The sequence below is a fragment of the Methyloligella sp. GL2 genome (assembly GCF_013341275.1).
Classification (GTDB): domain Bacteria; phylum Pseudomonadota; class Alphaproteobacteria; order Rhizobiales; family Methyloligellaceae; genus Methyloligella.
Genome location: NZ_CP054476.1, coordinates 2,715,734 through 2,737,916 on the forward strand (window position 1 = coordinate 2,715,734; position 22,183 = coordinate 2,737,916).

A 22,183-nucleotide genomic window follows, 5' to 3' on the forward strand; every position below is an offset into this window, starting at 1 on the left:
AGTCCGGACTGTCCCCTCTTTACGGGCGCACAGGCATGGGAGCACGGATGAGCGAACAGGGCGTAGGCGCTTCGCTGAAGCGCAAGGAAGACGACCGCTATTTGCGCGGCCGCGGCCAGTATGTCGGTGATATTCGTCTCGCCGGCATGCGGGACGCCGCCTTCGTGCGCTCGCCGATTGCCCACGGCAAGATCAAGTCCATCCACGTTCCGGAAGAGTATCGCGACCGGGTCTTCACCGCCGCCGATCTCGATGCGGACGGGGTGAAGCCGATCGTGGCGGTCTCCGGCCTGGCGGGGTTCAAAGTCTCCGAGCAGCCGGTGCTTGCCTTCGACAAGGTGCGCCAGGTGGGCGAGCTGATCGCCATGTGCATCGGCGAAAGCCGCGCCGAGGCGGAAGACATCGCCGATGCGGTCGAGGTCGAGTTCGAAGAGCTGCCGGCGGTGCACGACATGCTGGAGGCGCGCAAGCCCGGCTCGGCGCTGCTGCACGAGGCCTGGGGCGACAACATCTTTCTGGAGACCCAGATCGATGTGGATATCGAATCCGCCTTCGACGCCCCGATCAAGATCACGCGGGAAATCTCCACCGCCCGGCAATGCATGGTGCCGATGGAAGGACGCGGCACGGTCGCCACCTGGGACAGCCGCATGGAGCAGCTGGTGCTCTATACCGGCAGCCAGATGCCGCATATCGTCCGCACCGGGCTTTCCGAATGTCTGGGGCTGGAGCAGACCCAGCTGCGCATCGTCTCGCCCGATGTCGGCGGCGGCTTCGGCTATAAGGGCATTCTCCTTCCCGAAGATATCTGTCTCGGCTGGCTGGCCTTGCGCTGCGGCTATCCGGTGCGCTGGCTGGAGGACCGGCGGGAGCATTTGACCGCCGGCGCCAATTGCCGCGAGCATCATTATTCGATCACCGCCTATGCCGATCGCGACGGACGCTTGCGCGGCATCGATTGCGAGGCGACGGTGGATTCGGGCGCCTATTCCTCCTACCCGTTCTCCGCCTGTCTTGAGGCGGCGCAGGTGGCGAGCATCCTGCCCGGGCCTTACGACTTCCCCGCCTATCGCTGCCGCACCTATTCGGTGGCCACCAATAAATGCCCCATCCTCCCCTATCGCGGCGTGGCCCGAACCGGCGTCTGCTACGCGATGGAGCTGATGCTGGATGCGGTGGCGCGCGAGGCCGGGCTGGAGCCCGCCGAGGTGCGGATGAAAAACCTCGTTCGCCCGGAGCAAATGCCGTTCAACAACATCACCCATAAGCATTTCGACAGCGGCGACTATCCGGAAGCCTTGCGCCGGGCGATGGCGCATATCGATATTGAGGCGTTCCGCGCGCGCCAGAGGAAGGGCGAGCCGGACGGACGCCTGCTGGGGCTCGGACTTTCGGTCTATTGCGAGCAAGGCGCCCATGGCACCTCGGTCTATGCCGGCTGGGGCATTCCCATGGTGCCGGGCCATGAGCAGGCGACGGCACGCATGACGCCCGATGGCGGGCTGGAGCTGCGGGTCGGCGTGCACTCCCACGGGCAGAGCATGGAGACCACCTTGGCGCAGGTGGCGCATGAGGTGCTCGGCATCCCGACGGACAAGATCAAGCTGGTGCACGGCGACACCGAATACACCCCCTACTCCACCGGGAGCTGGGGCTCGCGCTGCGCGGTGATGGCCGGCGGCGCGGTCTCCACCGCCTGCAAGGAGATTGCCCGGCTGGCCAAGGCGGTCGGCGCCCATATGCTGCAAGTGAAGCCGGAAGAGGTGGAGCTGGCGCAAGGGGCGGTCTATTCGCAGACCGGCCGCGTGACGCTTACCGAGATTGCCCGCACCTGGTATTTGCGGCCGCAGGATTTGCCCAAATCGGTCGATCCGCGCGGACTGGAGGTGACCATCGGCTATAAGCCGGAGCGCGATACCGGCACGTTCAGCTATGCCGCGCATCTTGCCACCGTCGCCGTCGATCCGGAGACCGGCGATATCGAGATCCTCGACTATGTGATCGCCGAGGATGGCGGCAAGCTGATCAACCCCATGGTGGTGGACGGGCAGATCTATGGCGGTCTGGCGCAAGGCATCGGCACCGCGCTCTACGAGGAGATGCGGTTCGACGGCTCCGGCCAGCCACTCGCCTCCACCTTCGCCGATTATCTGCTGCCGGGACCGACGGAAGTGCCGGCGCCGAAGCTGGATCATATGGAGACGCTGGCGCCCTATACCGAGTTCGGCGTGAAGGGGATCGGCGAAGGCGGCGCCATCGCGCCGCCGGCAGCGATCGGCAATGCGGTGAACGATGCGCTGAAAGGGTTCGGTGCAGAGCTGCTGCACTCTCCGATGACGCCGCGCCGCGTGCTGGAAGCCATTGCCGAGGCGAAGGCTGCGGGAACGGCTACGCGATCCGATGAGGTGGTGTCGTGAAGCCGGTGAATTTCGATTATGCGCGGCCCTTGGACGTGGACGGGGCGCTGGCCTTGCTCGCCGACGAGACCGCGCTGGTGAAGGTGGTCGCCGGCAGCCAGTCGCTCGGCCCGATGCTCAATCTGCGCCTGGTGCAGCCGGACCTACTGGTCGACATCACCGGGGTGGAGGAGCTGCGCTCGTTCGAAGAGAGCGGCGATAAGCTGACCCTCGGTGCCTGTATCACCCATGCCGATATCGAAGATGGACGCCTGCCCGACGTGACCCATGGCGCCTTGCCGAGCGTTGCATCGGGCATCGCCTATCGGGCGGTGCGCAATCGCGGCACGGTCGGCGGCAGCCTGACCCATGCCGATCCTTCCGCCGATTGGGTTTCGATGCTGGCGGCACTCGGAGCGACGGTGACTTTGCGCGGGCCCGAGGGCGCGCGGCATCTGCCGGTGGAAGAGTATATGCTCGGGGCGCTGGAGGCCGATCTTCGGCCGGGCGAGCTTCTGGTCTCGGTCACCGTGCCGAAGCTCGGTTCGGGCGCAAGCTGGGGCTATTACAAATCCTGCCGCAAGACCGGCGAATTCGCCCATGCCATCGGCGCGATGCTGATCGATCCGGAGCGCGGGATCTGCCGCGCGGTGATCGGCGCCACCGAGACGCGCCCCTTGGTGATCGCCGATGCGAAGGGGCTGATCGGCGACGGAGACCCGGCCGCGTTCGACAGTAAGGCCGTCACTGCCGCGCTGACCGAGGCGGGCATGCGCGATCCGATCGAGCGGCAGACCCATAGCGTTGCGCTGCGGCGCGCGGTCGAAGGAGCGCGAGGCCGATGACCCAGGTCACTCTCACCGTCAACGGTAAGCCGCTTTCCGCCGAGGTCGAGCCCCGCACCCATCTGGCCGATCTCTTACGCGAGACCCATAACCTCACCGGCACCCATATCGGCTGCGAACACGGGGTTTGCGGCGCCTGCACCATTCTGATCGACGGCGTGCCGGCGCGCTCCTGCATCACCTTTGCGGTGGCGTGCGAGCAGGCCGAGATCACCACCATCGAAGGGCTGGACGAGGACGAGATCGGCGCGGAGCTGCGCGAAGCCTTCCAAAAGGAGCATGGGCTGCAATGCGGCTATTGCACCCCGGGCATGATCGTGGCGGCGCGCGACTTGGTGCTGCGGCTGCAGGCGCCGAGCGAAAAGGAAATCCGCACGGCGATGAGCGGCAATCTTTGCCGCTGCACCGGCTATGTCGGCATTATCCGGGCGATCCAGGACGTGATCGCCGAGCGGCGCGCGCGGGGGATCGATGCGATCCCCGATGGCGGCCGCAAAGCGCTGGGTCCGGCCGGGTCTGGTCACGCTGCGGCGGCCGAGAGCGCTGCACCGCGCAAGGAGACGGCCGCCGCTGCAACGAGCAAAACGGTCGCCGCGGAGGCGCTGGAGGTCGACCCCGACTGGAAGCCGCAGACCTCGTTCCGCCAGAGCTTCACGGTTTCGCATTCCCCCGCCGAGGTCTGGGCGTTCTTCGGGCGGATCGCGGATGTGATCGCCTGCCTGCCGGGGGCCTCGCTCACCAGCGAGAGCGAGGACGGCCAGGTGACGGGCGAAATGCGGGTCAAGGCGGGGCCGATCGCGGCAGCGTTTCAGGGCGTGGCCCAGGTGACGCGCGACGAGGCTTCCCGCAGCGGCCGGGTGATCGGAACCGGGAAGGATACCCGCAGCAAATCGGCGACGCGCGGCGCGATGGAGTATCGCGTCAAGCCGGCGCCGGACGGCGGAACGGATGTGGAGGTCGATGTCGGCTTCACCCTCACCGGCATGCTGGCGCAGTTCGGCCGCTCAGGTCTGGTCAACGACGTCGCCAACCGGCTCACCTCGGCCTTCGTGCAGAATCTCGAGGCGCGGCTCGACTATGCCGCACGCGGCGGCGAAGGGGAGGCGCCGGAGCCGGCGGTTGCGGCGGAACTCAATGCCGGGGCCCTGCTCTGGTCGGTGATCGCAGGCCGTCTCAAGCGCCTGTTTGCCAAGTTATTCGGCCGCGGCTGAGGTTTTACGCTGGGTATCGGCGGTTGAACCGCTTATCGAGTGGTCCGGAAAATCCAACTACAGTACATTTGATTCATGAGCAAACTCACCGCCATCTATGACCGCAGCCGGGTCCCCCTTTACCTGCAGGTCGCCTCCGTCATGCGCCAGCGGATCCAGAAGGGATACTGGAAAGAGGGGCAGAAGATCTCCACGCTGGAGGAGCTCGAGGCGGAGTTTTCGGTCGCCAGGGTGACGATCCGGCAAGCGGTGGAGATCCTGCGCGACGAAGGGCTGCTGGAGTCCTTGCAAGGGCGCGGCACCTTCGTCTCCAACCGGCCGAAGAACAGCCGTTCCTTCGATCTGATCACCGATTTCGACTCGGTGCTGGATTCGCTGCAGAGCAATGTGGTGAAGCGGGTGGAGGTGAAGGAGCACCGGCCGGCGCCGCTGCTTGCGCCCGACGAGGGGACGCCGGCGGAGGACTACACCTTGCTGCGCAGCGTTCAGTACAACGAAGGCGCGCCGTTCTCGGTGGTGAACCTGTTTCTCGATACCCAGATTTTCGAGCGCGATCCCGAACAGTTCAAGCGCGTGGCGGCGCTGCCGGTGATCATGGATATGGACGATATCGTTATCGCCCACGCCTATCAGACCCTGACCATCGGCGTGTCCGATCCGGAGACCGCCGATCTCCTCAAGATCGGTCTCGGCGAGCCGACGGTGGATTGCCATCTGGTGCTGATCGACGATAAGGGGACGGCGATCTACAACGCCAATATCCACTACATCAAGGACTGCGTGCGGTTCCGTACCGATCTGCTCGGCAATACCGGACCGCGGCGCGGGGGACGCTCCAAGAAGAGCAAGTAGAGCGCCCGCCCCGCGGGGCTTGCCGGCTAGGCCGAGACGGCCGTGGCAAGAACCTCTTCAGGCGTCCGCCCAACGATGGACTGATACAGCGCCTGGTCGGTGGCGCCTTCGCTATTGATCAGGAAGACGCGGGAGTCGGGGCCGAGCTTCAGCGCCTTCCGCATCTCCTCATCCTCCATCGCCGCCAGCAGACCGGCAAGGCCGGCACCGCCGCTTTCGCCGGAAACGATGGCCGGATCGCTCGCGACCGGCGCGGCAAGCGTGCGCATAGCGCCTTTGGCGTCTTCCTCGCCGATGGTCTGGAAGGCGTCGGCGCAGCGGCTCAGCACGCGCCAGGCGACGAGAGAAGGCTCATAGCATTCCAGCATCGCCATGATGGTGGACTGGCTGTCGTCGATCTTCACGGCCCGGCCCTGCTTGGCGCTTTCGAAGACGCAAGCCGCCCGGTCCGGCTCGACCACCACGAAGGTCGGGCGGCTCTCGCCGTAGCGGCCGGCGAAATACCCGGCCACCGCCGCGGCAAGCCCGCCGACGCCGGCCTGCATGAAGATATGGGTCGGGGCTTGCGTCATCTCGCGCGCCGCCTCGCTGAGCATGGCGGTATAGCCCTGCATCACCAACGCGGGGATGCGCTCATAGCCGGGCCAGGAGGTGTCGGAGACGACAATCCAGCCGCGCTCGGCGCAGACCTTCTCGGCCTCGGCGACGGAGTCGTCGTAATTGCCCGGCACGCGGATGATGTCGGCGCCGTAGCTGGCGATGGCTTCGACGCGCTCGTCGCTGACGCCGGAATGGACGAAGATGGTGGCCTTGGCGCCGACCAGCTTGGCGCCCATGGCGACGGATTTGCCGTGATTGCCGTCGGTAGCGCAGCCGAACGCCATCTCGCCGGCGACCTGACGCACCTTCGGCGATTGCAGCTCGCTGATATCGATGGTGGCGCCGGCCTGGCGGCTGGCTTCCTCGAGCACCAAACGGATCACCGCATAAGAGCCGCCAAGAGCCTTGAAGCTGCCGAGCCCGAGCCGGGTGCTCTCATCCTTCACCAAGATATCCTTGATGCCGATCTTTTCGGCCAGGCCCGGCAAATGCCGCAACAAGGTCGCGGCGTGATTGGGCCGATAGGTGAGATAGCGCTCGACCTCGGTCGCCGCCTCGGCGCTCAAGGTGGCTGCATCTTCCGTCTCCAGAGGCTGATTGTGGTCCGGCGTCGTATTCAAAAGAAGCATTTTTCGTAGCCGCTTGTACTTTGTTGCAATCCGGTACATCCTATTGTTCTAATCTTAGTAAGACAAGGCGTGGCGTGATGCTGCAGGCCCGATACCGGGGCGGGTGGCGATATGCCCCTGGCGGCGCTGTGCCAAGTCTTTGATTATGCGCGCTTCCTACTCCTGCGGTGGGGCGGCGGCCGGGCCCGAAGACGGGGCGGCAGGACGGCCCGGTAGGTCGGTGCGTTATTCGTATAACGGCGAGAAGGTTACAGCATGAATCCGGACGCAATCGAAACCATCGACGGTCTTCCGACCTACAAACTGTTTATCGACGGGGCGTGGGTCTCCTCCCAGCGCAACGAAATTGCCGACGACATCAATCCGGCGACCGGCGAGGTTTTTGCCCGGGTGCAGCAGGCCGGCGCCGAGGAGGTGGAGCGCGCTATCGCGGCCGCCCACCGCGCCAGCGAGAGCTGGGGCAACACGCTGGCCTCGGAGCGGGAAATTCTGCTGCTCAAGGTCTGTGACATCATCACCAAGCGCCAGGACGAGATCCGCGATCTCCTGATCGAGGAATGCGGATCGGTCTCCGGCAAGGCGCAGTGGGAGATCGAATATGTGATCGATCTGATGCGCAGCACCGCCGGCGACGTGCGTCACGTGTTCGGCGAGACCATGCCGATGACCCAGCCGGGCCAGCTTTCCCTGTCGGTGCGGCGCCCGCTCGGGGTGATCGCCGGCATCGCGCCGTTCAACTCGCCCTTCCTGCTCTCGATGAAGAAGATCGCCTTCGCCCTGGCGGCGGGAAACACCTTCATCCTGAAGCCCTCGGAAGAAACGCCGATCTCCGGCGTGGTGATTGCCGATATCTTCCAGGAAGCGGAAACTCCTGCCGGCGTGCTTAACGTCATTCCGGGCGTGCCGCAGCATATCGGCGAAACGCTGCTTTCCGATCCGCGCGTCCGCATGATCACCTTCACCGGATCGACAAAGACCGGCCGTTATCTCGCCGTCGAGGCGGCCCGCAATCTGAAGCGCTTCACGCTGGAGATGGGCGGCAAGAGCCCGCTGATCGTGCTGCAGGATGCGGAGGTCGACTACGCGGTCGATGCGGCCGCGTTCGGCATCTATCTGCATCAGGGCCAGGTCTGCATGGCGAACTCCAAGGTGATCGTGGAGAAGCCGCTTTACGACGCCTTCGCCGAGAAATTCCTCGCCAAGACCAAGACCATCAAGGTCGGCGATCCGCGCGAAGAGGACACGGTGGTCGGGCCGCTGATCCGCCAGTCGCAATGCGAATTCATCGACGGGCATATTCAGGACGCAGTCGAGAAAGGCGCCAAGCTGCTGACCGGCGGCACCCATGAGGGAGCGTTCTATCAGCCGACCGTGCTGGCCGGGGTGACGCCGGAGATGCGCATCTATCACGAAGAGACCTTCGGCCCCGTCGTGTCGCTGATCTCGGCGGAGGATTCCGAAGAGGCGCTGCGCATCGCCAACGACACCACTTACGGGCTTTCGGCCGCGGTGGTAACCAACGATCTGCAGAAGGCGCTGGATATCTCCATGCGGCTGGAGTCCGGCATGGTGCATGTCAACGACACCACCATCACCGACGAGCCGCATGTTCCGTTCGGCGGCGCCAAGAATAGCGGCTTCGGGCGCGAGGGCGGTCATTACTCCTGGGAAGAGATGACCGAGGTGAAGTGGATCACCATGCAGATGGGCCAGCGCCAGTTCCCGTTCTAAGACGAGACCAAGCGGAGCCGCCCTGCTCTATCGCGGGGCGGCTTTGCTGAGCGCCAGCACCAGATCCTTAGATGTGGCGACCGCGCCGAAGATACCGCCTTCGGTGACGATGGTGCGGAGCGCCGCAGCGTGATTTTCCGGATCGGTGGCGGCGCAGCAATCCGACAGGGTGAGGCATTCGAAGCCCCGCTCCACTGCCTCCCGCAAGGTCGAGTTCACGCAGATATCGGTGGTGACGCCTGCGAAGATCAGATGGGTGATGCCGCGCACCGTAAGGATCTGCTGCAGATCGGTGGCGTGGAAGGCGCTGTAGCCCGGCTTGTCGATGACCGGCTCGTCCGGCTCCGGGCAAAGCGGCTCGACGATCTCCCAGCCCGGCTCGCCGCGGATCAACAGCTTGCCGAGCGGCCCTTGTGAGCCGATGCCGGCGCCGGCATTCTCCGAGCGCCAGCGTTTCAGCGGCGGCAGATCGCTCAGATCCGGTCGGTGCCCCTCGCGGGTATGGATGACGAGGCCGCCCCAATCGCGAAGCTTGGCGCGCACCTTCTGGATCGCCGGGATCAGCCCGCGCGCCGCATCGACGTCATAGCCGGCGTGGTGGACATAGCCGCCTTCGGCGCAGAAATCCTTCTGCATATCGATGATCAGAAGCGCCGTCTTCTCCGGCGCCAGCGCCCCATCGTGAGGCCAGCTATAGGGTGTGGCTTGGACCGCGACCGTCTGCATCAATTCGATATCCCGCTTTGCTGGCGTTGCGACCCGCCAGGAGATACCCGGCGGTGACGGCCGGGGCAAATGCCGCTTTGTCCCATCCGTATCGGACGGGGCGCGCATGCGAGCGTAGCGGCGTTCCCGCCTCAATCCTCGGTGACGTGATCCTCGGTGACGTGGACGATGAATTCTTGCACCGGCGTGCCGCCGACCAGGTGCTCCTCGACGATGCGGTCGATGCGCGCTTCGGTGAGGCCGCCATACCAAAAACCGCCGGGATAGACGGTCATCAGCGGGCCGAGATTGCAGGGAAACAGGCAGGAGCAGCGCACGCACATCACCCGCTCGGGACCTGCGCCGAGGGCGCGGTGCTGCTTCATCTTCGCGCGCAAATGCTGAAACAGCGGCTGGGCCAGGCGATGGGCGCAGCGGGCGCCGATGCAGAAATAGATCTGCCGGTTATGCTCGGGCACCTTGGACCAGCCAGGCTTGCCGAGGCTCGGTTCGGTGAGCGCGACGTCCCGGCTCTCCGGCTGGCTAAGAAGTTCGGCGACCGCGTCGGCAAGATCGATCGCCTGCTCGACCGGCGGCAGCAGCCGCACCTGCATTTCGGTGCCGCGGTCCTGCCGCCACTGATTGAGCGCACCGGCAAGCCAGGTGGAAAGCGCCGGATCGGCCGGCACCATGCAGGTGACGATGGCGGCGCTTCTCACCCCCTCGCGCATCAGCTCGTCGAGCACTTGCGGCAGAGAGGGGCCGGTCAGGTCGCCGAAGGCAATCTCGATGCGGCTTTCTTGCCAGCCGTGCGGAAGCCTCTCTTCCACCTGCTCGCGAAGTTGCTTCAGGGCTTGGGTGCGGTCGAAGGAGGCGCGGCCGTAGAGAATCACGGCTTCGGCCGCTTCGGCGTTTGGTTTCAAAGTCATAGGGTTTCCGTTTCAGACCTTCTTCTTGCGCATCAGCCAGAGGAAGAAGAGGCCGCCGATCAGCGAGGTGACGACGCCCAAGGGGATCTCGCGCGGGGCGAAGACCGTGCGCGCGGCCGCATCCACCCAGACCAGGAAGATGGCGCCGAGCAACGCGGTGACGGGCAAGAGCCGTTTCAGATTTCCGCCGGTAAAGAAGCGGGTGACATGGGGCAGCATGAGCCCGACGAAGCCGATGCCGCCGCAGGCGGCAACGATGGTGCCGGTGATCAGCGCCGCCACGACCAGCACCTCGATACGCAGGCGCCCGACATGGATGCCGAGGCTTTGGGCGGTGTCGTCGCCGAAGGCGAGCGCATTGATGGCGGGGGCGCGGAGGCAGAGCCAGAGCGTGCCGAGAAGCGTCGCCAGTGCCGGTGCCAGCAAGCTGTCCCAGCGGGCGGTGGCAAGCCCGCCCATCATCCAGAACAACACCGTGTCGGCGGCGCGATGGGAGTCGCTGACGATCAAGGTGTTGGTGACCGCCTGGAGGATGAAGGCGACAGCGACGCCGGTGAGCACCAGGCGGCCGCTGGAGGGCGTTTGCCCTCCGCCATGGGCAGCAAGGAAGACGAGCAGCATGGCGGCCATGGCGCCGATGAAGGCGGCAAGAGGCAGCCCGAGCATGCCGGCGAAAGGACCGATATGCAGGATCACGATGACGGCGCCGAGCGCCGCACCGGCGGAGACGCCGAACAGATAAGGATCGGCCAGCGGATTGCGGGTGAGCACCTGCAGCACCGCGCCGACCACGGCGAGACCGGCCCCGGCGATGGCGCCGAGCAGGACGCGCGGCAGACGGAGCTGCCAGACGATATTGCTCTCGGCGAGGTTCCAATCGCCGGCGGCGCCGGACCAGCCAAGATGCTGGGCAAGGATACCGGCGACCTTGCCAGGCACGATAGAGACCGGGCCGATGCCGACGGCAACGAGGGCGGAGACGACGAGCAGCACACCGAGCGCGAGGCTCCAGGCGGCAATGCTGCGCAGGCGGCGCCCCTCACCCGCCGTCGGCGCAGAGTTTCCAACTATCCCGCTCATTCCCCGAAGCGCTCCGGATGGAGGGCGCGGGCGATCTTCTCCAGCCCGTCGACGCTGCGGGTCGAGGGTGTCTGCTCGGCGTAAGTCAGCGGAATGAACTGGCGCTTGCGGATCGCCTCGATATGGCTCAGCTCGGGCTGGGCGGTGAGATAGGTGATGGTGTCCTCGATCGGTACGCGGTGATCGTTGACGATGATCCATTGCGGATCGCGGCGGATCATCTCCTCCCAGCTGACGCGGATATAGCTGTCCGCCACATCGTCGAAGATGTTTTGGCCGCCGCCGAGACGGATGATGAGCGAGGTCATGGCCTGGGCGCCGGCGGAGACCGGCGGCGTGCCGACGTGGCAATGGTCGCAATACATCACCCGGGGGCGCTGCTCGACGCCTTCGAGGCGGCGTTCGACGTCAGCGACCCGGGCGCGCAGATCCGCTTCCACCTGGCCGGCGCGGCGCTCGATGCCGAAGATCTTTCCCAGCGCTTCGATATCGGCATAGAGCGTTTCCATGCTGATGGGCGCGACCTCGCCGATGCGCACGCAGCTTTCGCGAAGCGTGTAGGTCTTCACGCCGAACCTTGCGAGCGAATCCGGGTTGAGGCCGGTGGTCTCGGAGAAGCCGTAGCTCCAACCGGCGAACATGAAATCGGGATTGAGACCCAGCACCGATTCCAGGGACGGGTAGCGGGTGACGAACTGATTGAGACCGGCAATGACGTTGGGATCGTCGATCAGCTTGTCCTCGACGCCCGAGATCCCGGAGACGGCGACGAAGCGGTCGGCAAGCCCCAGATCGAGCACGGTCTGGACCATATTGGTGTCGTTGACGAGGGCGCGCTTCGGCGCCTGATCGAAAACCTCCGTCTCGAAGCAATTCTGCACCTCGACCGGATAGGCATGCGCATCGCCCGAACCGAGCACGGCAAAAAGCGCCGCGAGCATGAGGGGCCTTTTCATCTTTCCTCCTCCACCGCGAGAGGCTCCAGCGCGATACGCATCCGCCCCGTGACGGGATGGGTGTCGATTGCCGCCGCGACGGAAAACACGTCGCGCAAGTGATTGGCGGTCAGCGCCTCTTGCGGCGTTCCGTCGGCGACCACCCTTCCCTGCTTCATCAGCACGATGCGGTCGCAGTGGCGCGCGGCGAGCTCGATGTCGTGCAGCACGGCGACGACGGTGATCCCCAGCGAACGCACCAGTTTCAGAACCGCGAAGCGGTGCTGGATATCGAGGTGGTTGGTCGGCTCGTCGAGCAGCAGGATTTGCGGCTCCTGGGCCAGGGCGCGGGCGATCATCACGCGCTGGCGCTCGCCGCCGGACAGGGTCTCCACCGCCCGGCCGGCGAAGCTCTCCAGCTCAAGCTGCGAGATCGCCTGCTCCACCTTGGCGATATCGTCGGCATCGTCGCCGCTCAAGAAACTGCGGCGATGGGCGAGCCGCCCGAGGCTGACGACGTCGCGCACCGAGAAGCCGAGCGCAGCTTCCGCATCCTGGCCCTGCAGCGCCAGGCGGCGGGCGATGGCCGCCGGAGAGAGGCCGAAGACGGGCTCTCCCTCCAGCAGCAACTCTCCGCCGGACGGCCGGTCGAGCCCGGCGAGGCAGCGCAGCAGGGTGGTCTTGCCGCAGCCATTGGGGCCGAGGATGCCGAGGAAGCAGCCTTGCTCTATTTGCAGGCTGACGTCCTTCAGCACCTCTTTGGTCCCTTTGCGGCAGCAAAGACCGGACGCCACAATCGCCGGACCGTCGGCTTTCCCGGACAAATCGGCCTCCGCTCAGAAGCCGATCCGATAGGACAGCTCGAAGGTCTGGGGCTGCCCCAGACGCCACATCGAGCTGTTGCCGGTCTGGGCGTAGACCTCGTCGAAGAGGTTGAAGCCCCGCAGGCTCAGAGTGGATTTCTCCGTCACGCGGTAGTCGAGCATGGCGTTGACCACGGTGAAGCTCGGCCGCTTGGAGGTGTTGGCATAGTCGCTATAGACGCTGCCGACATATTGCAGCCCGCCGCGGGCGACCCATTTCGGCGCGAAGGCCCAGCTCAGCCAGAGATTGGCCACCTGCTCGGGCACGTTGCGCGGCTGGTTGCCGGCGTAAGACACCACCCGTCCGTTCACCGATTGGGTGAAGTCGTCATATTCCGCCTGCAGCAAAGCGAGATTGCCGTCGGCGCGGAGGGTCTCGGTCAGCTGCATGGAGAGCGAGGCCTCCACGCCTTGCGAGGACTGAGCGCCGACCTGCACGGTTTTGGCGGAGTTGTGCGGATCGGTGGTGAGCAGGTCCTCCTTCTCGATCCGGTAACCGGCAAGGGTGAACTCGCCGCGGCCGCCCCAGAACAGCTGCTTCACGCCGGCTTCGACCTGATTGCCGGTGGTCAGATCGAAATCGTCATAGGAGGCGCTCATGGTGATCAGGCTGGTGACCGGATCGGCGGCGGTGGAATATTGCGCGTAGAGCGCGGTGTTCTGGAACGGATTCCACACGGCGCCGACACGCCAGCTCAAAGAGTCCAGCCGCTTGGTGAAGCTGTTCTCAGGCGTGCGGTAATCGGTGCGCTCGACCTCCGGGGAATCGTAGCGCAGCCCTGCAAGCACCGAGAGGTCGTCGGTCAAGGACAGATGGTCCTCGAAGAAGACCGAGGCCTGGTTGGTCTTGGAATTGAAGCTCTTGCTGGTGCCGGCCTCGTTGATGAAGCGGCCCGGATTGAAGTGATAGGCGTTGACCGTCGAGCTGCCGCCATAGGGCGAATTGTTGATATGGGTGAAGTCGATATGGTTGACGTCGAAGCCGCCCAAAACCTTGTTTTTCATCCCGAACAGATGGTGATCCAGGGTGGCGTCGAACCGGTTCCCGATCTGCTCCTGCTCGTGATAAATCTCGATATAGACTGAGCGGTCGACCCAATTGCCGTTTGGCTGCAGGCTATAGCTCTCCGCATTCTTCCAATGCCGGTCCGAGGTCACGTAATAGGCCGTGTTGCGGATGGTGACGTTCTCCGTCGGCGTCCACTCGGTTTTGAATTGGGTCCAGTTGTCCCGGAAGCTGACCGCGGAATCGTTGACATTGTAGTTCTTGGAGCGGATGCGCTCCGGCACCTTGCCGTTGAGCAACGGCGAGCCGAAATAGCGCAGCGGCTCCTGATAGCCGTAGTCGTGGGACAGAGTGAAGGAGAGGTCGGAGGTCGGCTCGTAAAGGATCGCGCCGGCGATCATCAGATCCTCGAAGTCGCCATTCTCGTCGAGCCAGCCGTCATCGGTCTTCTGGCCGGCGATGTTGAAACGATAGGCCGCCTTGTTGGAGATGGCTCCGCCGCTGTCGAAGGCGCCGCGCTTCTGCCCCTGATCGTTGAAGCTGATCTCGGCCTGGTTGATGCTCTCGAAGGTCGGCTTCTTGGGGACGACATTGATGGTGCCGCCGATGGCGCCCTCGCCATAGAGCACCGAGGCGGGCCCGCGCAGCACCTCGATGCGCTCCACGCTCCAGGTGTCGAAGGGGAAGGTCATGGTGCCGGCACCGACATAGAAGCGGGTGCCGTCATAGAGGTTCATCACCGAGTTCACGCCGTCGAAGCCGCGCACGCTGTATGAGCCGCCGCCATTGCCCGGCGCGCCGAGCCAGGTGAAGCCGGCGGCATCCTGGGTGATCGCCTCATGCACGGTCTGCTGGCCGCGATCGCGGATCTCCTCGCCCGGAATGATCTGGATGCTGGCCGGGGTCTCGAACGGCGTAAGCCCGAGCCGGCTGCCGCTCTCGCTCGGGGCATTGAGGTTGAGACCGTCGGGCTGCAGCTCGGAGCCGCTCGGCCCCGCAGCGAGGCTGTCGGCTTCGGTCTGCGCGCCGCTCGGCCGTGGCGTCACGGCCGGGGCCGATGCGGCGGTGCTGGTTGTTCGCGGCGCCGCAGGCGCAGGCGGTGCGTCCTCGACCACAATGGGATCGAGGACGAAAGAGCCGGCGCTGTCCGCACCCTCCTCCTGGCCGAAAGCGCCGGTGGCGAGGATGGTGGTGGAGAAAAGCGCGAAAGCGGTGCCCTTCGCCGCGCGGGCGAAAGAATAACGATAGGATTTGGATTGCACTGGGAACTCCCATGCGGTGAACACGTCACCGCGAACGAGTTCCTCTCCGTCTGCATCTGTCGCGCAATACGGTTAGGCCCCAGCCGAAACACCCCGTCCGACTTGCTCGCGTGTGACCGCGGTTGACGGCAGGTCTCCTGACTTGCGGGTCGCAGCCATCTGCCGTCTTCCCAGGCCAAGGCCCAGTGACATTGTGGCAGGAGGCTCGCCGCTCACAGTTGCGGGGGCAGTCACGGCATTGTGCGCAAAGGCACGCACCGCGTTCCCTTTTGATCCCAGATGGGAACCGTCGAGGGGATGTTTAATGGAAAGTTAAATTCTGCGTCAAGGATTCGATTGCATTGCTCAAGGAACGGACCGGCTGGTTCCCAACATGCCGGGGGAAACGGCTGCTACAGCCCCATCTCGGTCACGCTGGGATGGTCCGCCGGGCGCGGGCCGCTCCGCTCCCAATGGTACAGGCGGTCGGACTCGGCAATCGGAAGGTCGTTGATCGAAAGATGGGCTGAAGGCCTGCGGCGCCCCTTCCAGGCGGTGTTGGGCCCCGCCGATCAGGATAGGACTGCCTCTCCCGACCGACGCTAGGCCGGCGTACCTGCCAGACCGTTTTCCGCCTCTTCCTATCGCAGTTGACGTAGTCCTCCGCCTAGTTTTTAGGCGATTTTTAAACTGCTTCAAAATAGCGCATTTGCGTTTACAGCAATACGCTTGCGTCTAGTGCAATTTCCCGCCTTGATTTCAACCGCATGGATCTTGCAAGCGATCCGCAAGGCTTGGTGCCGAATTTGCATGGGAGATCAATTGCTCGGCGGACTGGATGATTGTGACTCCGCCGGGCTGGCGAGGCGCGCAGCGCTCGCTCAATAAAGGATGAGGGATATGGGGGAACTGGACGTCATCGAACCGGTTGTGCGTGCGATGGTGCCTATCGCCGGCCGCAACGCAGATCCTGAGGCCCAGATCACCGAGAATGCCGAGCATATTATCGGTCTCGTGCAGGATCTGGTGCACTGCGCGGCGATTTCTCTGACGACCTGGAATCCCCTTTCCGGAACCCATCGTCACGAGACTCTCGCCAACAAGGGATATTCGCTGCGGACGCTGGAGCATGTGAACGACGCCTTCGTGCAGAACAATCGCGCGTTTGCTCTGGCGCATCTCCACGATCCGCGCTCGTTGCGCTGGTGCGATTACCGCGAGGATTGGAGCTTCGACTTCTCCGATACCGAGTCGGCGCAGGACTACCTGATACCGGACGGTTTCCAGGAAGGCTCCACCATGTGCCTTCGGCTGCCCGACGGCCGTTATACCGGCGCCATCCATATGAGCTGGGTGAAGCCTCCCGAAGCAACCAGCGAACGGCGGATGATCGTCGAACGCTTCCGCCCCCTGCTCGCAGAGCTCTGCGATCAGCTGCGCATACCGCGCGTCTTTGCTGAGACCATGGCGCCCGGCGCCTTCGCCCTGGTGATCTCGCCGAACGGCTCGACCTTCTGCTTGCCGAACCGCTCCGAGGGACCGCATCTCGGCGAGAATGGCGCGCTCAGGCACCTGATCATGAAACCGCAGGGCCGCCTGCCCGAACGCTTCCTCTGGCCCGACGATGAGGGGATGTGCCACCGGGTGACGATCACGCCATGCCACGGCAATGCCAGGCTCGTCACCGAGGAGCTGACCACTTGGCCTTACGGACTATCGATGCGGGAGCTTCAGGTGCTGTATCTCGTCGCCGGCGGCGCATCGAACCCGGAGATCTCGGAGATGCTGTTCATCTCGGCACGCACCGTCTCCACCCATGTGGAGCATATCCTGGACAAGATGGGCTGCTTCTCGCGGGCCAAGCTTGCCGCCATGGCGGTCTCCGAAGGGCTGCTGCTCGCCGAGAGCCCGTAGGCAGCCGATAAGCGGGTGCGGGGAGACGGCAGACCGTCTCCCCGTCTCTCCATGCGCATGACGCCTGAAGAGCTGTGTCTCTCGTCGATCGGACTTTGCAGGAGGCAGGCTTACTCTGCCGCCACTGCGACCTTCTCCTTGGCGCCGGGCAGCGGCCCCGGCTCGGCGAAGGCATCCACCACATTGCCGAGCAGCGTGGAAACGTTGTTGTCGAAATTGTTGATCGGCAACGCCATGCCAAAAGCGATGGAGCCGGTCGCGACCACCGCTCCGCCATTATGGGAGGGGCAGAAGGTGAAGTCGCCGCGGAGCTCATGGTTATGGGTGCCCGAGAAGCCCTGATGGGCGTAGGCACCCTCCTCGTCCATGGCGACGTAATTGTCCGGATGCCCGCCGGAGGAAGCGATCACCTTGGTATCGGGCGGGGTGCCGAAATCGAGATGATAGCGATCAAGCTCGATGCCTGCCGCGCCGCCATTGCCGAGCCCGAAATTGCCGATCAGCTCGCCGGGCTCGATGCCTTTCGTGATCCAGGCGAGCTCGGGATCGAAGGCGTCAGGCATCAGCTCGTATGGCCTGGAATGGGCGAAGCCCTCGCCGGCCATGGTGACGCCGGCGATCTTCTGGCCGTAGCGGGCGATCTTGTTCCACAGCCCGCCCATCTGGCCGGTGGTCGCCATATGATATTCGCCGGGCTGGGCGAGCCAGGCCTTCCAGTGGCCGCCGACCTTGCGGCATTCCATCACCGTCGGGTCATCGTCGCGGAAAGCGACATTGCAGCAGAAGCTGTTGGCGCCGACGCAAATATAGCGGCCGCCGCCGGCGATATAGTCCTCCGTCGCGTCCATCATATTCTCCGAGTAGTACTCGGGATGGGTGGAGTTGAGGACGCAGTTATACGGCGCCATGGCCGCGGCGCCTTCGTAGTGGATGTCCTCGTCGGTAAGGATGTCGTAGTCGTAGCCCTTATGCTCCAGCCAGGCGACGACCGAGAGGTCGGCGGGGAAGTTCCACGGCATGCCGAAGGCGGAGATGCGGTATTTCGGACGCATATTGAGCAGCGGCCGGTGATAGCCGGTGTAGCAGACGCCCGCCCCGTCGGCGTGGTGGTCGTAGGCGCCGAGGCCGAACTCCGGATTCTTGTACATCTCGATATCCGGCTCGGTGATCGTCGGCGGCTGCCCGCCCATCGGCTGCACGATGCTGCCGTCGAGGGCGAAGCGCTCATTGGCATAGGCGAGATAGGTCGCGGTGGAGAATAGGAAGGCAATGCGTCCGGTCGGCTTTTTCGGCCGCACGAAGAACACGACATATTCCTCGGCGAGCCCCGTGCCATCGCCACTGCGAAGCCGCATGGCATAAGCGCCGCTGCGGATCTTCTCCGGCAGCTTGAACTTGGCAGTAACTTTCCAATTGCTGTCGATCACCGCATCGTCGTGAAACTCGATGCCGCCATATTGCTCCGGTGCGAGGCGGAAGCAGTCATTGCGCGCAGTCCAGTTCCAGCCGGTCATGGCGCGCACCGGCCGGTTATAACCATAGGCGTTGAGGCGGTTGGGTCCGGTATCGACGACCTCATCGCCGATACCGCGATCAGTATAGCCTACGGTGGTATCCCAGTAGGCCACCAGCCCTTCCGCCGGGGGCTCGCCGCCTTGGCGCAGCCCATCCAGCTCTGCTCGGCCGAGCGCCCGGTCGTAGACGCCGCAACGGTCGATCTTGCCGCAATAGAGCTGGGAGACGAAGTCGCCGCGCAGTTCATGCCAATCGCGCGAACCCGCCATCAGGAACGGCGTCTCGTCGAGATTCTTCTGGCGGAAGCGGAACACCTCGGAGACGTGGGAGCGGTAGTCGATGGGCGTCACCCTGCCGAGCCGGCTGTTATAGCGGTTCGGCACGCCCTCTTGATAAAGCGTCGCCTTGCCGGTCTTGGTGTCGAAGGTGGCGGCGACGAAATACCAGACCTGCTCCTGCAGCGGCACCTCGGCCTCGACATAGTCGATCTCGTCGCCACGGCCGACCCAGAACTCGAGCCGTCCGGTGCGGTTGATGCCGAGGCAATAGCCGAAATTCCGCCGGTTATCCCAGCGGCCCAAGATGCACTGGCGATGGCCGATCTCCGGCGTGCGCGGCCAGATGAAGGCATGCAGGGTAATGCTGCCGTCGAGGGCCAGGGTCTTCGCCGGATCCTCGACCTCCAGGAACGAGCCGACCTGGGTGAACTGCTTCTCCACATCCCAGACGCCGTTTGCCTCGCAATCGACCTCCTCCTCGATGAAGCCGGGACCGTCCGGGTGCTCGTCGCCATGGATCAGCCGAACCAGCTGCGCATCGACCGTGTCGGTGCCGTCGGCGCTGACATGGATCTGCACCTCCTCCCCCACCTTGAGAGACAGCTTGTCCGAATATCCGAATACCTTGACTTGGGCCATTTCAGCTCACTCTAAAATTCTGTGATCCTCGCCCCTTGGGGCGGTGCATTTTTTGGGGCGGCGCATTTTTAGGGCGCGTTCTACGATTCCAGCAGGTCCTGGATATGGAGCAGGAAGACGCCGTGGCAGGCTTCCTTCGCGGTCGGGAAGACCTCGTCGCCGACCGGCCTCGGCGCCACGCCCCGGTGGCCCGACATCGCCACCAGCCGGTAGGCCTTGAACGGCGTCACCACCTTGACCGCGTATTTGTCGGCAAGCGGCTGCTGGCGGAAATAGATCAGCAGACGCTCCAGCGGTTCGCTGTGCTGTCCGAACGGGGAGCGCTTGTGCTCCTCGATGACTTCCGGCGTGACCAGCGTCTTCAGGAAGTCGCGCCGATAGCTGTCGAAGCGCTCCCGATAGACGACTTCGCGGTCTTGGGACGTGTCCGATTCTAAAGGCCGCATGTCAGCATCCTTCTTCTGTTGCGTGGCGCCGTTAGCGCCACTGCTTCTCTTCGCTGATCCATGCCCAGCCGGGGAGCCGCCCCGGCTCGACGAAGGCGTCGAGCACATTGGCCAGCACCTTGCCGGCGTTGTTCTCGAAATTGTCGACCGGGAGAGCCTGGCCGAAGGCGATCGAGCCGCAGGCAAACACCGCTCCGTGATTGGGCGCGGTGAAATAGGTCATGTCCGCCCGCACCCGGGAATCGTGGGAGCCGTAAAGGCCCAGATAGGCGTAAAGCACGATCTGCTGGTTCACCGCATAGACGTCGGTGTGGCCGCCGGAGGAGGCGATGATCTTGGTGTGGGGTGGCGTGCCGAGGGTGTGCTCGTAATGATCGAGCGCAAGCCCCGCCGCGCCGCCATCGGCAAGGCCGGTATCGCCGATGATCTCTCCCTCTACGCCCTTGGTGATCCAGCTCGACATACGGTGATAGCTGTCGGGCATGCGGCGGTAGAACTCGCTGCTGCCGGCGCCTTGGCCGGAGAGTCCGATCCCGACGAGCTTCTGTGGCGGGCGGCCGAGCGGCATCCACGGACCGCCGCGCATGCCGTCTGTCGCCATATATTGCTCGCCATGGGCCGAGGCCCAGGTCTTGTAGCCGTCGTCGCGGCGGCGGATCTCTAGAGCCCACGGCTCGTCGTCTCGGAAGCCGCAAGAGTGCACGAAGCCGTTGGCGCCCATGTAGATGTAGCGGCCGCCTTCGGCGATATAGTCTTCCACCGCGTCCAGCATGCGCTCGCTGCAATATTCCGGGCGCGTGCCGCTGAGGACGCAGGCATAGGGCGCCAATGCATCGAGCCCTTCGCGGTGGAGATCCTCGTCAGTCAGGATGTCGTAGGCATAGCCGTGATGCTCCAGCCAGGCGGTGATGGAGAGATCCGCCGCCAGGCCCGACGGCACATCCAGGCTCGGCGTCCGGTATTTCGGGCTCATGTTGGGGATCGGCCGGCGGTAAGAGCTGTAGACGACCCCGACGCCGTCAGCGTGCTTGTCGTAGGTCGACAACCCGAACTCGCCGCGCCGGTAGAGCTCGATATCGATCTCCGAGACGATCGGGAAACGGCCCATCACCGATTGCCGCTGAGGATCGTCGAAGCTCATCTGCTCGTTGGCGAAGGCAAGGTAAGTCGCCGTCGGGAAAACGAAAGCAATGCGGGCGGACGGTTTGGCCGGCCGTACGAAGAAGACGATATGCTCTTCGCGCAAGCCGGCGCCCTCGCCCGCCCGCAGGCGCATGGCGTAGACGCCACTGCGCAGGGACTTCGGCAATTTCAGAGACATGGCGGCCGGCCATTTGCAGTCGACCAGTTGATCGGCATGGAACTCGATCCCGCCGAATTCCTCGGGCGCCAGCCGGAAGCAATCGGTGAAGCCGGTCCAGTTCCAGCCGGTCTTGCCGCGGACCGGACGGTTATAGCCCTTGGCGTCGAGACCGTAGGGACCAGTGTCGACGACAAGATCGCCAATGCCGCGATCGGTGTAGCCAAGGCTGGTATCCCAGGCCGCGACCACGTCGTCCTTCGGCAGCGCTTCTCCTGCTCCGATCGCATCGAGTTCTTCGCGGCCAAGCGCTCTACCGTAGACACCGCAGCGGTCGATCTTGCCCCAGTAAAGCGCACCGACGAAATCGCCGTGCTCTTCGGACCGGTCGCGGGCACCGGCGATGAGGAACGGGGTTTGCGTGAGGTTTTGCTGGGAAAGCCGCAGCTCTCCGGAGGGATGGGAGGCGTAGGGCAGCGCCGCAACTTCACCCAGCAAACTGTTGTAGCTGTTGCCGACGCCCTCTTGATAAAGCGTCGCGCGCTTGGTTACGGCATCGAAGCTGACGGCCACGAGATACCACATCTGCAGATGCAGCTTCTCGTCCGCGACCAGCCGGTCGATCTCGCCGTCCCAGCCCAGCCAGAATTCCAGCCGGCCGTCCTCGTTGATCCCGAGACCGTAGCCATCTCCGGTCGCCGCATCCCAGCGGCCGAGGATGGTCTGGCGTTTTCCGGAGTCCGGCCAGCCCGGCCGGATAAAGGCCCACAAGGTGAAGCTGCCCTCTAGCGCAAGACGGTTTTCCGGATCGTCGACCTCCAGGAAGGTGCCGACTTGCGTAAACTGCTTGGCGACGGCCCATGTGCCGTTGGCCATGCAGTCAACTTCCTCCTCAATGAAGCCCGGCCCGTCCGGATGCTCATCGCCATGGATGAGCCGAACCAGCTGTGCCTCCACCTCTTCGGTGCCTTCGGTGCTGACGTGGAACTGAATCGCGTCCCCCGCTTTCACCGAGATCTTGTCGGTGTAGCCAAAAATCTCGACGTTCCCCATTGCTCGCTTCCTGTC

Annotated in this window: 16 protein-coding genes and 1 riboswitch; of the genes, 6 read left to right on the top strand and 10 right to left on the bottom strand. The window is 64.5% G+C overall.

The window, feature by feature from the left end; genetic code table 11:
* The first annotated feature begins 47 nt into the window (after positions 1 to 47).
* From HT051_RS12650 to HT051_RS12665, 4 genes are all read left to right on the top strand, one after another.
* The gene (locus tag HT051_RS12650; protein ID WP_174542371.1) at positions 48 to 2,417 is read left to right on the top strand and encodes a xanthine dehydrogenase family protein molybdopterin-binding subunit; all 2,370 of its coding nucleotides are present in this window, start codon (positions 48 to 50) and stop codon (positions 2,415 to 2,417) included.
* A complete protein-coding gene (locus HT051_RS12655) occupies positions 2,414 to 3,241 on the top strand; it encodes a xanthine dehydrogenase family protein subunit M (protein WP_174542372.1) in 828 nt (275 codons plus the stop codon). Before HT051_RS12650 ends, HT051_RS12655 begins: the two co-directional genes overlap by 4 nt.
* Positions 3,238 to 4,452, top strand: a complete 1,215-nt coding sequence (locus tag HT051_RS12660; RefSeq protein ID WP_174542373.1) for a 2Fe-2S iron-sulfur cluster-binding protein — start codon at positions 3,238 to 3,240, stop codon at positions 4,450 to 4,452. Before HT051_RS12655 ends, HT051_RS12660 begins: the two co-directional genes overlap by 4 nt.
* A 75-nt stretch (positions 4,453 to 4,527) precedes the next feature.
* A complete protein-coding gene (locus HT051_RS12665) occupies positions 4,528 to 5,304 on the top strand; it encodes a GntR family transcriptional regulator (protein ID WP_174542374.1) in 777 nt (258 codons plus the stop codon).
* 26 nt (positions 5,305 to 5,330) lie between these two features.
* On the opposite strand, the gene HT051_RS12670 is transcribed toward HT051_RS12665, so the two are convergent.
* Entirely contained in the window at positions 5,331 to 6,533 is a 1,203-nt protein-coding gene (locus tag HT051_RS12670; RefSeq protein ID WP_174542375.1) for a diaminopropionate ammonia-lyase, read from the bottom strand.
* A gap of 255 nt (positions 6,534 to 6,788) precedes the next feature.
* Here HT051_RS12670 and HT051_RS12675 point away from each other — a divergent pair, with 255 nt between their 5' ends.
* Positions 6,789 to 8,264: an aldehyde dehydrogenase family protein gene (locus HT051_RS12675; protein ID WP_174542376.1), complete on the top strand. Its 1,476-nt coding sequence runs from the start codon at positions 6,789 to 6,791 to the stop codon at positions 8,262 to 8,264.
* Positions 8,265 to 8,291: 27 nt separating this feature from the next.
* Here HT051_RS12675 and HT051_RS12680 read toward each other — a convergent pair whose 3' ends face one another.
* The 6 genes from HT051_RS12680 to HT051_RS12705 all read right to left on the bottom strand — a co-directional run bounded on the left by HT051_RS12680 (position 8,292) and on the right by HT051_RS12705 (position 15,044).
* Entirely contained in the window at positions 8,292 to 8,990 is a 699-nt protein-coding gene (locus HT051_RS12680; protein ID WP_174542377.1) for a cysteine hydrolase family protein, read from the bottom strand.
* A 131-nt stretch (positions 8,991 to 9,121) separates the two neighbouring features.
* Positions 9,122 to 9,898 carry a (2Fe-2S) ferredoxin domain-containing protein gene (locus HT051_RS12685; protein WP_174542378.1) on the bottom strand — a complete coding sequence of 259 codons (777 nt, stop codon included), beginning with the start codon at positions 9,896 to 9,898 and terminating at the stop codon, positions 9,122 to 9,124.
* Between the two features lie 12 nt (positions 9,899 to 9,910).
* Entirely contained in the window at positions 9,911 to 10,978 is a 1,068-nt protein-coding gene (locus HT051_RS12690) for an iron ABC transporter permease (RefSeq protein WP_174542379.1), read from the bottom strand.
* Complete coding sequence (locus tag HT051_RS12695) at positions 10,975 to 11,934, bottom strand: ABC transporter substrate-binding protein (protein WP_174542380.1); 960 nt, start codon at positions 11,932 to 11,934, stop codon at positions 10,975 to 10,977. The genes HT051_RS12690 and HT051_RS12695 overlap by 4 nt, the downstream gene beginning before the upstream one ends.
* A complete protein-coding gene (locus HT051_RS12700) occupies positions 11,931 to 12,737 on the bottom strand; it encodes an ABC transporter ATP-binding protein (RefSeq protein ID WP_174542381.1) in 807 nt (268 codons plus the stop codon). Before HT051_RS12700 ends, HT051_RS12695 begins: the two co-directional genes overlap by 4 nt.
* 12 nt (positions 12,738 to 12,749) lie before the next feature.
* Complete coding sequence (locus HT051_RS12705; protein ID WP_174542382.1) at positions 12,750 to 15,044, bottom strand: TonB-dependent siderophore receptor; 2,295 nt, start codon at positions 15,042 to 15,044, stop codon at positions 12,750 to 12,752.
* Positions 15,045 to 15,153: 109 nt separating this feature from the next.
* A riboswitch (cobalamin riboswitch) is annotated at positions 15,154 to 15,350 on the bottom strand.
* A 573-nt stretch (positions 15,351 to 15,923) separates the two neighbouring features.
* Here HT051_RS12705 and HT051_RS12710 point away from each other — a divergent pair.
* Positions 15,924 to 16,937 carry a response regulator transcription factor gene (locus tag HT051_RS12710; protein WP_174542383.1) on the top strand — a complete coding sequence of 338 codons (1,014 nt, stop codon included), beginning with the start codon at positions 15,924 to 15,926 and terminating at the stop codon, positions 16,935 to 16,937.
* 110 nt (positions 16,938 to 17,047) lie between these two features.
* Here the strand turns inward: HT051_RS12710 and HT051_RS12715 are convergent, their stop codons facing one another.
* From HT051_RS12715 to HT051_RS12725, 3 genes are all read right to left on the bottom strand, one after another.
* Entirely contained in the window at positions 17,048 to 19,369 is a 2,322-nt protein-coding gene (locus tag HT051_RS12715) for a N,N-dimethylformamidase beta subunit family domain-containing protein (protein WP_174542384.1), read from the bottom strand.
* An 80-nt stretch (positions 19,370 to 19,449) separates the two neighbouring features.
* On the bottom strand, positions 19,450 to 19,815 hold the full coding sequence (locus HT051_RS12720; protein WP_174542385.1) for a hypothetical protein: 366 nt from the start codon (positions 19,813 to 19,815) through the stop codon (positions 19,450 to 19,452).
* 31 nt (positions 19,816 to 19,846) lie between these two features.
* Positions 19,847 to 22,168, bottom strand: a complete 2,322-nt coding sequence (locus tag HT051_RS12725) for a LamG domain-containing protein (protein WP_174542386.1) — start codon at positions 22,166 to 22,168, stop codon at positions 19,847 to 19,849.
* Positions 22,169 to 22,183: the final 15 nt, after the last annotated feature.

Bases quoted from the DNA above. Each gene is read 5' to 3' on its own strand.
- HT051_RS12660 (WP_174542373.1), top strand. From the start codon at position 3,238: ATGACCCAGGTCACTCTCACCGTCAACGGTAAGCCGCTTTCCGCCGAG.
- HT051_RS12720 (WP_174542385.1), bottom strand. From the start codon at position 19,815: ATGCGGCCTTTAGAATCGGACACGTCCCAAGACCGCGAAGTCGTCTAT.
- HT051_RS12665 (WP_174542374.1), top strand. From the start codon at position 4,528: ATGAGCAAACTCACCGCCATCTATGACCGCAGCCGGGTCCCCCTTTAC.
- HT051_RS12670 (WP_174542375.1), bottom strand. From the start codon at position 6,533: ATGCTTCTTTTGAATACGACGCCGGACCACAATCAGCCTCTGGAGACG.
- HT051_RS12680 (WP_174542377.1), bottom strand. From the start codon at position 8,990: ATGCAGACGGTCGCGGTCCAAGCCACACCCTATAGCTGGCCTCACGAT.
- HT051_RS12690 (WP_174542379.1), bottom strand. From the start codon at position 10,978: ATGAGCGGGATAGTTGGAAACTCTGCGCCGACGGCGGGTGAGGGGCGC.
- HT051_RS12695 (WP_174542380.1), bottom strand. From the start codon at position 11,934: ATGAAAAGGCCCCTCATGCTCGCGGCGCTTTTTGCCGTGCTCGGTTCG.
- HT051_RS12715 (WP_174542384.1), bottom strand. From the start codon at position 19,369: ATGGCCCAAGTCAAGGTATTCGGATATTCGGACAAGCTGTCTCTCAAG.
- HT051_RS12725 (WP_174542386.1), bottom strand. From the start codon at position 22,168: ATGGGGAACGTCGAGATTTTTGGCTACACCGACAAGATCTCGGTGAAA.
- HT051_RS12710 (WP_174542383.1), top strand. From the start codon at position 15,924: ATGGGGGAACTGGACGTCATCGAACCGGTTGTGCGTGCGATGGTGCCT.
- HT051_RS12650 (WP_174542371.1), top strand. From the start codon at position 48: ATGAGCGAACAGGGCGTAGGCGCTTCGCTGAAGCGCAAGGAAGACGAC.
- HT051_RS12675 (WP_174542376.1), top strand. From the start codon at position 6,789: ATGAATCCGGACGCAATCGAAACCATCGACGGTCTTCCGACCTACAAA.
- HT051_RS12685 (WP_174542378.1), bottom strand. From the start codon at position 9,898: ATGACTTTGAAACCAAACGCCGAAGCGGCCGAAGCCGTGATTCTCTAC.